Here is a 13,625-nt window from a genome sequence, read left to right as displayed (position 1 = left end):
GCCCTTATGATGCCTGCTGGCGTTTGTAGATGCGCGCGGCGCGTGCCTTGAGCGCCGTGGCGGTGGCCACGTCGCTGTTGGTCTCGGCCAGCAGGGCCAGATGGCATAACGCTTCGTAGTGGTCCGGCTGCAGATAGATGCAGCGCTTCCAGTAATCCTCGGCCAGCTGCAGCTTTTTGGTCAGCTCGTTGAGCAGCCCGAGGATGAAATAGGCGTCGGCCGAATCGGGCACCAGCGCCAGATAGTCGCGGCACTTGCCCTCGGCTTCCCTGAGCTGACCCAGGTCGGCCAGGCGGCGCGCCTCGGCCAGCAGGTCGGTGGCGGGCGCCCAGGGCGACGTCCGCGCGGGCGGGGGCGGCGCCGGCGGCGTGGCGCGCCGTGGCGGCGCGGCCGGCGCCGGCGCGATGGGCGGCGCGAACGGCGGCGCCGGCGGCCTGGCCGGCGCCGCCGGGCGGGCTTGCTGGCGGCGTTCCGGCACCGATTCCCTGGTCACGCCGAACGCCAGCGGGTAGGGCAGCGGCGCGAAGCCGTTCTGGCATAGCGACGGCACTTCCGCGTAGCCGACGAACAGCAGGCCGTCGCGCCGCAGCAGCTGGTCCAGCTTGGCGATGGCGGCCGCCGTGGTGGGTTTGTCGAAGTAGATCAGCAGGTTGCGGCAGAAGATCACGTCGTAGGAGCCGGAGCGCGCGTCCAGCTCCGACTCCAGCAGGTTGGCTTGTTTGAAGCGCACCCGCGTGCGCAGCTCGTCGTTGATGCGGAACTCGTCGTCGCCGCTGGTGGTGAAATGGCGCTCGCGGAACCCCAGGTCCTGGTTGCGGAAGGCGTTGCGGCCGTAGACGCCTATTTTGGCGCGCTCGATGCACGCCTGGCTGATGTCGACGGCGTCGATGACAAAACGGTCGAGCGGTATGCCGGCCTCTGTCAGGACCATCGCCATCGTGTACGGCTCCTCGCCGCCGGCGCACGGCACCGACAGGATGCGCGCGACGCGCTCCGGGGCGGCGGCCAGGCGCGCGACGATATACTCGGCGGCCGCCTGGAAGGCTTGCGGATCGCGGTAAAACCACGACTCGGGCACCACCACCAGTTCCACCAGCGCTTCCAGTTCCTCCGGCGTGATGCGCGCGAGGTAGGCGTCCGGATCGCGGCTCGCGGTGCGCGCCATGCGGTGCCGGATGGCGCGCTCGACCACCGTCCGGGACAGGCTCAAGCCCGTCGCGGCGCGCAGCATGGCCTGGGCCGGCGTCACGGCGCGCGCTCCCCGCCCTGGTCGGCCGTCTGGAACAGCGTGGCGCGCAGCGCCGCCGGCAGCAGCCGCTCCAGTTCGACCAGTTGCAGCATGCCGTCGGCGTCGCCGGCGACCTGGCCGAGGAAGGGCGCGGCCCGCACGCCGCTGTCGGCCAGCTGCGCCGCGTCCACCTCCAGCACTCCCAGCACGCGCTCGGCGCGCAGGCCGAGCGCGTGGCTGGCGCCCTCCGGCGTGCGGTAGTCGACCACGATGATGCGCGTGTCGAAAAAATCCTCGCCGCTGGGCAGGCCGCTGGCGCGGCACAAATCGATCACCGGCACCGCGCGGCCGTGGTAGTCCATCAGGCCGGCCACGGCTTCTGGCGCCAGCGGCAGGTGCTTGAGCTCGAGCAGCGGCACCACGCGCACCACGTCGCGCAGGCGCAGGCCGTAGCGGTCGGCGCCGATGTGGAAGACCAGTAGTTTCATCGCGCCGCCTAGACCGCGACGGCGAAGTTGGCCACGCTCGTTTGCAGGTCGCCGGCCGCGTACTGCAGCTGGTGCACCGCCTCGCTGGTGGCCTTGAGCGACTCGACCGTCTGCTGGGTGGCGTCGTTCAGCTGCATCATCGTCTCCGAGATCTGCTGCGCGCCGACCGCCTGCGACTGCATCCCCTGCAGCACGGCGTCGAACTGCGGCGCCAGCTTCTGCACCTGGTCCATCACGCCGGAGAGCTGGTTGGTCACCTGGCGCACCTCGCCGACGCTGCGCCGGATCTCCTCGGAGAATTTGTCCATGCCCATCACGCTGGCCGAGACGGCCGACTGCATCTCCTTGAGCATCTGCTCGATGTCCCAAGTCGACACCGACGTCTGGTCGGCCAGGCGGCGGATCTCGGTGGCCACCACCGAGAAGCCGCGGCCGGCGTCGCCGGCCTTCTCGGCCTCGATGGCGGCGTTGAGCGAGAGGATGTTGGTCTGGTCGGCCACCTTGGTGATGGTGATCAGGACGCTGTTGATGTTGGACGCCTTCTCCGACAGCGCGGCCAGCTTGGCGTTGATCGAATCGGTGGCCGCCACCATGTGCTGCATGGTGCCGTCCATGCGCTGCAGGTTGTTCTGGGCCTCGGCGGTGGCGCTGGTGGTGTAGTCGGCGACGGCGGTGGCGTCCTCCATCGTCTTGAGCAGCTCGATGGTGTTGGCCGAGATCTCCTTAGTGGTGCTGAGGATCTCGACGCTGGTCTGGGCCTGCTCGATGCCGGTGGCCTCCTGCTGCTTGGCCGAGGCGGCGATCTCGGTGGCCGAGGTGGTGACCTGGATGCCGGCCTTCTGCACGTTGTTGAGCAGCGCGCGCAGGTTCTCGAACATGCGGTCGAGCCCATGACCGAGCTGGCCGATGGCGTCGGCGCCGGTGATCTCGATGCGGCCGGTCAGGTCGCCCGAGGCGGCCTTCGACACCACGCCGAGCAGCGAGTCGACCTTGGCCTTGAGCAGGTTGGTGGCGGCCAGCTCGTTGGCCTGGCTGTCCTGGATCGCCTGCGCCATGCGGTTGAATTCGACGCTGACCTTGCCCAGTTCATCGGCCGACAGCACCTGCGCGCGGGCCGACTGGTCGCCGGCGGCGATGCGGCCGACGGCGGCGGTCAGGTGGTTGAGCGGCGCCGTCAGCGCGCCCACCAGCAGCCACGCCACCAGCCCCGCCAGCGCCACGCAGGCCAGGCCGCCGGCCGACAGCACCAGCCGCATGCTCTGCTGCAGGCGCTCGGAGGCGGCGGTACGCTCGGCCAGCAGGCGGGTTTCGTCGGCGGTGGCGGCCGTCATGAATTTGTAGATCTCGCCGATGGCCGACACCGCGCCGCCCGACAACTGCGGCGTGCGGCCCATGGCGTCGGCCGCGCCGGGCTTGTCGCCCATTTGCTCGCGCAGCGCCAGTTGCGAGGAGATCACGTCCTTGGCCCAGGCCTCGGTCATCGATTCGAGCTTCTTGAAGCGTTCCATCTGGACCGGATTGTCGCGCACCAGCGCCTGCAGCCGGTGCACCGAGGCCGGGATGTCCTGCAGTTCCTTGCGCGCCCGCTCGAGGCGCGCCGGCGCGCCGGTCAGGTAGTAGCCGCGCGCCTCCACCTGCACCTGCAGCAGGTCGTTGCGCAGGTCGTCGATGGACTGCACCACGTCCATCGAATGGCGGTCCCACGCGTTGGCCTCCGACAGGCTGTTGAAGCGGTTGTAGGCGATCGTCAGCAGCACCAGGATGATGGCCAGGATGGCGCCGAAGCCCAGGTACAGTTTGGTCTTGATGCTCATGTGCTTTAACATTGTTCCTCCGGTCGCCGCGCTGGCGGCGGCATGGTTGGGATGGTCGCGCCCTCAGGCCGCGACGGCGAAGTTGGCCACGCTCGATTGCAGGTCGCCGGCCGCGTACTGCAGCTGGTGCACCGCCTCGCTGGTGGCCTTGAGCGAATCGACCGTCTGCTGGGTGGCGTCGCTCAGTAGCGTCATCGTCTCCGAGATCTGCTGCGCGCCGACCGCCTGCGACTGCATGCCCTGCAGCACGGCGTCGAAGCGCGGCGCGAGCTTCTGCACCTGGTCCATCACGCCGGACAGCTGGTCGGTCACCTGGCGCACCTCGCCGACGCTGCGCCGGATCTCCTCGGAGAATTTGTCCATGCCCATCACGCTGGCCGAGACGGCCGACTGCATCTCCTTGAGCATTTGCTCGATGTCCCAGGTCGACACCGACGTCTGGTCGGCCAGGCGGCGGATCTCGGTGGCCACCACCGAGAAGCCGCGGCCGGCGTCGCCGGCCTTCTCGGCCTCGATGGCGGCGTTGAGCGAGAGGATGTTGGTCTGGTCGGCCACCTTGGTGATGGTGATCAGGACGCTGTTGATGTTGGACGCCTTCTCCGACAGCGCGGCCAGCTTGGCGTTGATCGAATCGGTGGCCGCCACCATGTGCTGCATGGTGCCGTCCATGCGCTGCAGGTTGTTCTGGGCCTCGGCGGTGGCGCTGGTGGTGTAGTCGGCGACGGCGGTGGCGTCCTCCATGGTCCGCAGCAGTTCGGCCGTATTGGCGGAGATCTCCCTGGTGGTGCTGAGGACCTCGACGCTGGTCTGGGCCTGCTCGATGCCGGTGGCCTCCTGCTGCTTGGCCGAGGCGGCGATCTGGGTGGCGGCGGTGGTGACCTGGATGCCGGCCTTTTGCACGTCGTTGAGCAGCGCGCGCAGGTTGTCGAACATGCGCGCCAGTCCGTGCGCCAGCTGGCCGATGGCGTCGGCGCCGCCGACCTCGATGCGGCCGGTCAGGTCGCCCGAGGCGGCCTTCGACACCACGCCGAGCAGCGCGTCGACCTTGGACCGGAGCAGGTTGGTGGCGGCCAGCTCGTTGGCCTGGCTGTCCTGGATGGTCTGCGCCATGTGGTTGAAGGCGGTGCCGACCCGGCCCAGCTCATCGCCCGACAGCACCTGCGCGCGCGCCGACTGGTCGCCGCCGGTGATGCGGCCGACGGCGGCGGTGAGGTGGTTCAGGGGGCCGAGCAGCGCCTGCGACAGCAGGTAGCCGATGACGGCGGCCAGCACCACGCAGGCGCTGCCGCCGAGGATCAGCAGCAGCGACATGCTGTGCTGCAGCTCGGCCGACGCCGCCGCGCGCTGCTCGAGCAGGCGGTTTTCCTCGGCGCTGATCTCGCCCAGCAGCGCGCGCGCGTCGGCGATGGTCTTGGCGCCGTTGAGCACATCGGCCGGCGTGGCCACCTGCTGCGACACGCCGACCTGTTTGTTGAGCGCGCGGCGCTTGTCGAGCAGCGGATGGATCACGCGCTCGATCCAGGCGTCGATCATCGGCGCCAGCCGCGTCAGGCGCTGCTGCTGCGCCGGATTGTCGGCGGTGAGGGCGGCGAGGGTGGCCTGGTGGCGCCGCGCCAGCGCCTCCTCGGCGGCGATCGGCGCGGTCAGGCTCTCCTCGCCGGTGAGCATGAAGCCGCGGGTGGAGGTCTGGATCTGCACCAGCGCCGTCTCGATGCGGTTGGCCTCGAGCAGCACCTGCAGCGTGTGGCGGTCCCACGCGTTGGCGGCCGACAGCTTGCTGAAGTTGGTGTAGGCCAGCGCCAGCAGGACCAGGATGATGGCGACGATGGCGCCGAATCCGGCGCCGAGTTTCGTCTTGATACTGAGGTCTTTCAACATGGAGGCTCCGCACGATCAGTCTGGATGCAATGTATCATCTTGCCGCCCATCGTGGAGGACAAAAAAAAAGGGGCGCGCCCGGCCGGCGGCCCCTGTGTGACTTCGGCGCGACGGCGGCGCCGAAGTCGCTGCCTTATTGACCGCGCTTGAGGCGGGCGTTGGCGGCGATGCGCATGCGCAGCGCGTTCAGTTTGATGAAGCCGCCGGCGTCGGCCTGGTTGTAGGCGCCGCCGTCCTCGTCGAAGGTGGCGATGTTCATATCAAACAGCGAGTCGGTCTTCGAATCGCGCGAGACGACGATGACGTTGCCCTTGTACAGCTTGACGCGCACCCAGCCGTTGACGGTGGCCTGGGTGTGGTCGATCAGGGTTTGCAGCGCGACGCGCTCGGGCGCCCACCAGTAGCCGTTGTAGATCATCGACGCGTAGCGCGGCATCAGGTCGTCCTTCAGGTGCGCCACTTCGCGGTCCAGCGTGATCGACTCGATCGCGCGGTGGCCCTTGAGCATGATGGTGCCGCCCGGGGTTTCGTAGCAGCCGCGCGACTTCATGCCGACGTAGCGGTTCTCGACCAGGTCGAGGCGGCCGATGCCGTGCTTGCCGCCCAGGCGGTTCAATTCCGTCAGCACGGTGGCCGGCGACATGCGCACGCCGTTGATGGCGACGATGTCGCCGCGCTCGTATTCGAGGTCCAGGTACTCGGCCTGGTCGGGCGCGGCCTCCGGGCTCACGCTCCAGCGCCACATGGTTTCCTCGGCCTCGGCGCTCGGGTTCTCCAGGTGGCGGCCCTCGAACGAGATGTGCAGCAGGTTGGCGTCCATCGAGTACGGCGCGCCGCCGTTCTTGTGCTTCATGTCGATCTCGATGCCGGCGTCCTCGGCGTACTTGAGCAGCTTTTCACGCGACAGCAGGTCCCATTCGCGCCACGGGGCGATGATCTTGACGCCCGGCTTGAGCGCGTAGGCGCCCAGCTCGAAGCGCACCTGGTCGTTGCCCTTGCCGGTGGCGCCGTGCGAGATGGCGTCGGCGCCGGTCTCGTTGGCGATCTCGATCAGGCGCTTGGCGATCAGCGGGCGGGCGATCGAGGTGCCCAGCAGGTATTCGCCCTCGTAGACGGTGTTGGCGCGGAACATCGGGAACACGAAGTCGCGCACGAACTCTTCGCGCACGTCGTCGATGTAGATGTTCTCCGGCTTGATGCCGAACTTGATCGCCTTGGCGCGCGCCGGCTCCAGCTCTTCGCCCTGGCCCAGGTCGGCCGTGAAGGTGACGATTTCGCACTGGTAGTTATCCTGCAGCCATTTGAGGATGACGGAGGTGTCGAGGCCGCCCGAGTAGGCGAGGACTACTTTTTTAATATCGCTCATGCTAGTTCCAATGGAGGTGAAGTGTATGGGGTGGTGGTCAGGCGCGCGCGCCGTCGAGGCGGCCGAGCAGCAGGTATTCGATCAGCGCCTTCTGCACGTGCAGGCGGTTCTCGGCCTCGTCCCAGACCACCGACTGCGGGCCGTCGATGACGTCGGCGGCGACTTCCTCGCCGCGGTGGGCGGGCAGGCAGTGCATGAACAGCGCGTCGGGCGCGGCGCGCGCCATCTTGGCGCTGTCGACGATCCAGCCGTCGAAGGCCTTGATGCGGGCCGCGTTCTCCTCCTCGTAGCCCATGCTGGTCCAGACGTCGGTGTTGACCAGGTGCGCGCCCTGGCAGGCGTCGGCCGGGTTGGCGAAGAAGGTGTAGCGGTCGGTCGACACCAGCGACATGTCCATGTCGTAGCCCTTGGGCGTGGAGACGTTGACGTGGAAGCCGAACACCTCGGCTGCCTGCAGCCACGAATACAGCATGTTGTTGGCGTCGCCGATCCAGGCCACCGTCTTGCCGGTGATCGGGCCGCGGTGCTCGTAGAAGGTGAAGATGTCGGCGAACACTTGGCACGGGTGGTGCTCGTTGGTCAGGCCGTTAATCACCGGCACCCGCGAATGGGCGGCGAAGCGCTCGATGATGTCCTGGCCGAAGGTGCGCACCATGATGATGTCGCACATGCGGCTCATCACCTGGCCGGCGTCCTCGACCGGCTCGCCGCGGCCCAGCTGGGAGTCGCGCGTGTTGAGGTAGATCGCCGCGCCGCCCAGCTGGTGCATGCCGGCCTCGAACGACAGGCGGGTGCGGGTCGAGTTCTTCTCGAACACCATCACCAGGGTGCGGTCGATCAGCGGGTGGTAGATCTCGTAGTTCTTGAACTTTTGCTTGATCAGGCGCGCGCGCTCGATGACGTACTCGTATTCGGCCAACGTGAAATCGGAAAACTGCAGGTAATGCTTGATCGGTTTTTGGATAGGCATAATGACAACTGACAGGTGAGCTGGCCCGGGACTGGGTGCGCGGCCGGCTGAGCCGGACAATTATAAAGGCAATTCGGCCAAACGGGCGAATTGCCGCAGATTGTGCTGTTTTGGCGGCGCCAAACCCGCACCGCCATGCCGGGGTCGGACCCGTCGGGTCCGACCCCATGTGGTGGCGCATGCGTATTGCCGAATGCTTGCCCGGGTTGGATCTTAATGGTAGATCCGCGCCGCCTCGGCCCCGGGCGCCGCCGCCGGCGCGCTCAGCGGCAGGTCCAGCGTGAACGTGGTGCCGCCCGGCGCGCTGTGGACGGCGATCTGGCCGCCCAGCACCGACGTGACAATATTATAACTGATCGACAGTCCGAGGCCGCTGCCGCCCTGGCCCAGCTTGGTGGTGAAGAAGGGGTCGAAGATGCGCGACATGTGTTCCGGCGCGATGCCGGCGCCGTCGTCGCCGAACACCAGGGTCACCCGGCCCTCGGCCGGCGTCGACGCCCGTAGCCACATGCGCCCGCCGCCGCCGCCGCCGTCCTGGCCGGGGGCGGCGGCGCCGCCGAACGCGTGCAGCAGCGCGTTGTTGATGAAATTGGCGATGACCTGGCCCAGCGGGCCGGGGTAGCTGTCCATGGCGACGCCCTCCGGCACCTCGGCCTCGAGCCGGTGGCCGCCGGCGCGCACCCGGTTCATCATCGTGGCGATCACCTCGGCGGCCACCTGGCGCAGGTCGAAGCGGCGGCGCTGTTCGCTGGTGCGGTCGACCGCCACCTGCTTGAAGCTGTTGACCAGGTCGGCCGCGCTGGTGAGCCCGCGCATCACCAGCGCGTGGGCGGCGACGGCGTCGCCAAGGTAGGCGTCGAGGTCGGAGCGGCGCAGGCCGGGGCCGGCCAGGCGCTCGGCCAGCTCGCCGGTCTTCTGGTGCAGGGTGCTGGCGATCAGCAGGCTGTTGCCGATCGGCGTGTTCAATTCGTGGGCGACGCCGGCCATCAGCGCGCCCAGCGCGGCCAGCTTTTGCTGTGACACCAGCTGTGCCTGCGCGTCCTGCAGCTGGCGGTAGGCCTGGGCGTTGTCGAGCGCGATGGCGCCGTACGCGCACAGGGTGCGGAAGATCAGCCGTTCGCGCTCGCCGTACGCGCGCGCGCGCGCCGCCTGCACCGTCATCACGCCCAAGGTGCGCTCGCCGACCAGCAGCGGCACGTACAGCGCGCACGACATCAGCTCGGTGCCGGGGGCGAGGAAGATGTCGTCCGGGCCGGCGTCGTCGACGTAGATCTCGGCGCGCTCGCGCAGGCAGCGCGCGGCGTTGGCGCGCGGGTTGTCGACGGCGATGGTGTTGCCCGACAGCGGCGCGCCGTTCTCGACGCCGAAGGCCCGGCTCAGGGTGTCGACGCCGGGATCGCACAGGTAGATGGCGAAGGTGTTGGCCGGCAGCAGCGCCTGCACGTGGCGGTTGAGCGCCTCGAACACGGCGGCGGCGTCGAGGTGGGTGGTGATCTCGCGCCCGATCACCGACAGGCGCTCGAGCGTGGCGGTGGTCTGCAGCAGCAGCTCGGCGCGGTGCGCCTCGGACGCGGCCAGCTGGCGGTGGTGGCGGCCCTCGGCGCGGGCGCGCTCGGTCTGGTGGTGCACCTGCATGGCGATGGCGCGGTTGGTGGCCTCGCGCCCGTGCGTGTGGGCGCGCGCGGCGGCCGCCGCCAGCGCCGACGCGTAGGCCTGGGCGTGGTCGCCGATGCGCGCGTACTGGCGCCCCAGCGCGTCGAGCAGGTCGCCCGGCAGCGTGTAGCCGTCGATGCGCGAGGCCACCGCCAGCGCCTGGTGCAGATAGTGCAGCGTGGCGTTGGGCTCGGTCATGCCGGGCGGCGCCGGCAGCGGGTGCCGGCTGTGGATCTCCGACAGCACGCGCAGCGCCGCGACGTGGTTGTCCAGGTGCTCCTGGGCGGTGGCCAGCTCGATCGCGTGGGCGGCGGCGGCCAGTGCCTCCCGCGGGCGCTCGAGGAAGCACAGCGCGTGGGCCTGGCCGCGGCGCGCGACGCTGTGCAGGTCGACCTGGCGCAGCGCGGCGGCGCGCTGTTCGAGCCGGGTGAAGGCGTCGAGGGCGGCGCCGTGCTCGCCCCGCTCGAGCGACAGGTCGCCCAGGAAGTGCAGCGCCGACGCGTAGCTGCGCCCGTCCGGCAGCGGCGCCAGCACCGCCAGCGCCTCGGACAGCAGTTCGGCGCTGGCGTCGAGCCGGCCGAGGCGGCGCATGGTGTCGGCCGTGTGCGACAGGCAGGCGCCGACGCTGCGCGGCCAGCCGGTGGGGCGCGCCAGGTCGAGCGCGCGCGTCAGCCAGTCGAGCGCCGCGTGGTGGTCGTGCAGGATGGCGAAATCGAGGCCGACGTTGACGGCGGCGGTGATGGCCGCGCGCAGCTGGCCGGTGGCGCGCGCGGCCTCGTAGGCGCGGATGAAATGGCCGGCGGCGGCGCCGTAGTGGCCGCCCTGGCTGGCGCGCGTGCCGAAGTAGTCGCCGATCCACGCGGCCAGGCCGGGCGCCATCGGCGCGGCCGGTTCGGCGCTGGCGCCGGCGTCGGCCACCAGCTGGTGCTGATAGTGCTGGAAGTGGCTGCCCCAGCGGCGCTCGGCGGCGCGCATGTCCTCGATGACGGCCCAGCGCGCGATGGTGGATTCGGCGATGGCCGCGCGGTCGGCGTCGCCGGCCTTCAGGGCGGCGGCGGTCATGCGTTCGAGGTGGTCGACGCCGCGCGGGTGGTCGCCGCCGTCGATGGCGATCCAGGCGCGCAGCCAGTGGGTGTCGGCGCGCGCGCGCGGATCGTCGGGGGTATCGGGGTTGTCGAGTTGCGCGGTGATGGCGGCGGCGGCGGCTTCGGCCGCGGGCAGGTGGCCTTTGAGCCAGTCGGCCTCGGCCTCGACCAGCCGCAGCCGGACCGACGCCAGTGCCACGGCGCCGGCCGCCGGCGCCGTGGCCGGCAGCAGCGCCAGGCCTTCGCGCGCCAGCGCCACGGCGCGCGCGCTGTCGCGCTGGCGCAGATGCCAGGCCAGCGGCACCTGCACCGGCAGGCGCGCCGCCCCGCGCAGGGCCGGCAGCGCCGTCTCCCACTGCGATACTTCGTCGTCGAGCGCAAACATGTCCATCGATGTCCTCGAATCGCGCGTCAGAACAGCATTATCGGAAACACACGCATAGTTTCCATGTGGAATTATAAACGCCAACCGTGCATCGTGGGCGCTTTCCGCAAACTAATGGATCTCGCAGCGCGGATCAGGCGGCACGGCCATGCGCCGCCCATGGCTACAATATTAATACAGCGTCTGGGACGATTCGTGCAGCAACTGGCCGTACAGCGTGTGCCGCATCTTGGCGATCTTGCCCTCGGCCACCGCCGTCAGGATCGCGCACTGCGGCTCGATCAGATGGCGGCAATTATAAAACTTGCAATGCCCGAGGTAGGGCGCGAAATCGACGAACGCGCGCTCGAGCATGCCTTCGCTCAGGTGGTACAGGCCGAACTCCTGGAAGCCGGGCGAATCGATGATCGACGATCCGGGGCCCAGCTCCGGCAGCTGGTACAGCCGGGTGAAGGTGGTGGTGTGCTTGCCGGTGTCGAGCGCGGCGGAGATTTCGCGCACGGCGATGTCGGCGTCCGGCACCAGCAGGTTGATCAGCGACGACTTGCCCATGCCGGACTGGCCGATCAGGATCGACGACTGGCCCGCCAGCAGCGGCTTAAGCACGGCCAGCGCCTCGTCCGGCCTGGCCTTGGCCGACACCTCGTGCACCGGGTAGCCGAGCGAGGCGTACGGTTGCAGCCGCTCGCGGGTGCGCGCCAGCGAGGCGGTGACGTCGGTCTTGTTGAGGATCAGGCGCGCCTGGATGCCGGCCGCCTCGGCCGCCACCAGCGAGCGCGACACCAGGTCGTCGGCGAAGCCCGGCTCGGTGGCGACGACGATGAACAATTGCGTCAGGTTGGCCGCCAGCAGCTTCGATTTGTACTGGTCGGAGCGGTACAGCAAGGTCTTGCGCTCGTCGATCTTGTCGATCACGCCCTGGTCGGGCGAGGTCATGGTGACGTGCACGATGTCGCCGACGGCGACGTTGGTCTTCTTGCCGCGGGTGACGCATTGCAGCTTGACGCCGCCGGCCTCGGCCAGGTAGTGGCGGCCGTGGGCGGCGATGATGGTCGCCACCAGCTTGTCTTGTGCCGGCTGGCTCATGCGCCCGCCTTGTCGAGCTGGGCGAACAGCGCGCCGGCCTTGGCCGCGCAGATGAAGTCGTTGTCCGACAGGCCGCCGCGGCCGTCGTTGACCGAATGGGTATCGTAGCGCACGGTGCAGTTTTTATAAGTCACGGTCATTTCCGGGTGGTGGTCTTCGGCGTGGCTCAGGTAGGCCAGCGCGTTGACGAAGGCCATGGTGCGATAGTAATTCAGAAAGCCCAAGGTGCGGCATAGTTTGCCGTTTTCCAGCGACCAGCCCGGCACCAGCGGCAGCAGGCGCGCGGCCGCGTCGGGCGTCAGCGCGTCCCTGTCGGGGTGGCAGCGGGCGGCGAGCAGGTCGGCGCCGGTGGCGAATTTGACGAGGTCGGCGCTCATGCGGGGGCCGCGTTCAGGTGGCGGATGCGCACGCTCGCCGGCGGGTGGCTGTCGTAGAAGGCCGAGTGCAGCGGGTCCGGCGTCAAGGTCGAGGCGTTGTCCTCGTACATCTTGACCAGCGCCGACACCAGGTCGCGGGCGTCGGTGTGCTTGGCGGCGAAGGCGTCGGCCTCGAACTCGTGCTTGCGCGAGCCGATCGACGTCAATGGGCTGAACAGGAAGGTGAACACCGGCAGCGCCAGCATGAACAGCAGCAGCACCATGGCGTCGTTGCGCTGGCCCGGCGGCAGCAGCGGGTCGACGCCCAGGCCGGTGTAGAACCACAGCTGGGTCTTCAGATAGCCCAGCAGCGCCAGGAAGGCCAGCGAGATGGCGAACATCATGGCGATGCGCTTGATGATGTGCTTGAGCTTGAAGTGGCCCAGCTCGTGCGCCAGCACCGCCTCGATCTCCTGCGGCTGCAGGCGCGAGAGCAGGGTGTCGAAGAACACGATGCGCTTGTTGGCGCCGAAGCCGGAGAAATAGGCGTTGCCGTGGGCGCTGCGCTTGGAGCCGTCCATGACGAACAGGCCCTTGGAGGCGAAGCCGACGCGCTTCATCAGGCCCTCGATGCGCGACTTGAGCGACTGGTCCTCCAGCGGCGTGAACTTGTTGAACAGCGGCGCGATCACGGTCGGGAACAGCACCATCATCAACAGCTGGAAGCCGCTCCACACCAGCCACGCGTAGAACCACCACAGGTCGCCGGATTTCTCCATCAAGGTCAGCACCACCCACACCAGCGGCAGGCCGATGGCCGCGCCCAGCAGCACGCCCTTGACCATGTCGGCGAAGAACAGGCCGCGCGTCATCTTGTTGAAGCCGAAACGCTGTTCCAGGCCGAATTGCTTGTAATAGTCGAACGGCAGGTCGATGGCGCCCGAAATCAGCGCGAACGCGGCCAGCAGCGCCAGTTGATAGCCCATGCCGCCGCCGGTCAACTTGAACACCTCGATCGACAGCCACTGCAGGCCGCCGAGCAGGGTGAAGCCGACCAGCACCAGCGTGTTGACCAGCAGCGTCAAGAGGCCGAACTTGGTGCGCGCGACGGTATAGTCGGCCGCCTTCTGGTGGGCGGCCAGCGGGATTTTCTCGGCGAATTCGGCCGGCACGGCGCCGCGGTGGGTCAGCACATGACGAATGTGGCGCGAGGCCAGCCAGAAGCGCACGATCAAGGTCAAAATGATGAAAGATACGAACAAAATCGAAAACGCGAGTGAATACATTCTATGCCTGTGAGAAAATGGCGGATTCGG

At 68.7% G+C, this 13,625-nt stretch carries 10 protein-coding genes; all 10 read right to left on the bottom strand.

Annotation, left to right across the window (positions count from 1 at the left end; genetic code table 11):
• Positions 1-4 precede the first annotated feature (4 nt).
• The 10 genes from JOD97_RS17010 to JOD97_RS16965 all read right to left on the bottom strand — a co-directional run bounded on the left by JOD97_RS17010 (position 5) and on the right by JOD97_RS16965 (position 13,595).
• Positions 5-1,249 (bottom strand): CheR family methyltransferase, encoded by a 1,245-nt coding sequence (locus tag JOD97_RS17010; RefSeq protein WP_373999873.1) that lies wholly within the window; start codon positions 1,247-1,249, stop codon positions 5-7.
• Complete coding sequence (locus tag JOD97_RS17005) at positions 1,246-1,716, bottom strand: chemotaxis protein CheW (protein ID WP_209720195.1); 471 nt, start codon at positions 1,714-1,716, stop codon at positions 1,246-1,248. The genes JOD97_RS17010 and JOD97_RS17005 overlap by 4 nt, the downstream gene beginning before the upstream one ends.
• Before the next feature lie 8 nt (positions 1,717-1,724).
• Entirely contained in the window at positions 1,725-3,542 is a 1,818-nt protein-coding gene (locus JOD97_RS17000; protein WP_209720190.1) for a methyl-accepting chemotaxis protein, read from the bottom strand.
• Between the two features lie 51 nt (positions 3,543-3,593).
• Positions 3,594-5,408 carry a methyl-accepting chemotaxis protein gene (locus tag JOD97_RS16995; protein WP_209720187.1) on the bottom strand — a complete coding sequence of 605 codons (1,815 nt, stop codon included), beginning with the start codon at positions 5,406-5,408 and terminating at the stop codon, positions 3,594-3,596.
• 133 nt (positions 5,409-5,541) lie between these two features.
• Positions 5,542-6,774, bottom strand: a complete 1,233-nt coding sequence (locus tag JOD97_RS16990) for an argininosuccinate synthase (protein ID WP_209720184.1) — start codon at positions 6,772-6,774, stop codon at positions 5,542-5,544.
• A 37-nt stretch (positions 6,775-6,811) separates the two neighbouring features.
• Positions 6,812-7,744 carry an ornithine carbamoyltransferase gene (gene argF, locus JOD97_RS16985; protein WP_209720181.1) on the bottom strand — a complete coding sequence of 311 codons (933 nt, stop codon included), beginning with the start codon at positions 7,742-7,744 and terminating at the stop codon, positions 6,812-6,814.
• 213 nt (positions 7,745-7,957) lie between these two features.
• Positions 7,958-10,873: an ATP-binding protein gene (locus JOD97_RS16980; protein ID WP_209720179.1), complete on the bottom strand. Its 2,916-nt coding sequence runs from the start codon at positions 10,871-10,873 to the stop codon at positions 7,958-7,960.
• A 165-nt stretch (positions 10,874-11,038) separates the two neighbouring features.
• Entirely contained in the window at positions 11,039-11,953 is a 915-nt protein-coding gene (gene rsgA / locus JOD97_RS16975) for a ribosome small subunit-dependent GTPase A (protein WP_209720176.1), read from the bottom strand.
• Positions 11,950-12,330 (bottom strand): 4a-hydroxytetrahydrobiopterin dehydratase, encoded by a 381-nt coding sequence (locus JOD97_RS16970; protein WP_209720173.1) that lies wholly within the window; start codon positions 12,328-12,330, stop codon positions 11,950-11,952. Before JOD97_RS16970 ends, rsgA begins: the two co-directional genes overlap by 4 nt.
• Positions 12,327-13,595 carry a M48 family metallopeptidase gene (locus JOD97_RS16965; protein WP_209720170.1) on the bottom strand — a complete coding sequence of 423 codons (1,269 nt, stop codon included), beginning with the start codon at positions 13,593-13,595 and terminating at the stop codon, positions 12,327-12,329. The genes JOD97_RS16970 and JOD97_RS16965 overlap by 4 nt, the downstream gene beginning before the upstream one ends.
• Between the last annotated feature and the right edge of the window lie 30 nt (positions 13,596-13,625).

Source organism: Duganella sp. 1411 (assembly GCF_017833525.1).
In the GTDB taxonomy this organism is placed as follows: domain Bacteria; phylum Pseudomonadota; class Gammaproteobacteria; order Burkholderiales; family Burkholderiaceae_D; genus Rugamonas.
Note: the sequence above shows the minus strand (reverse complement) of the source record. Positions and strands in the feature narration are given on the sequence as shown.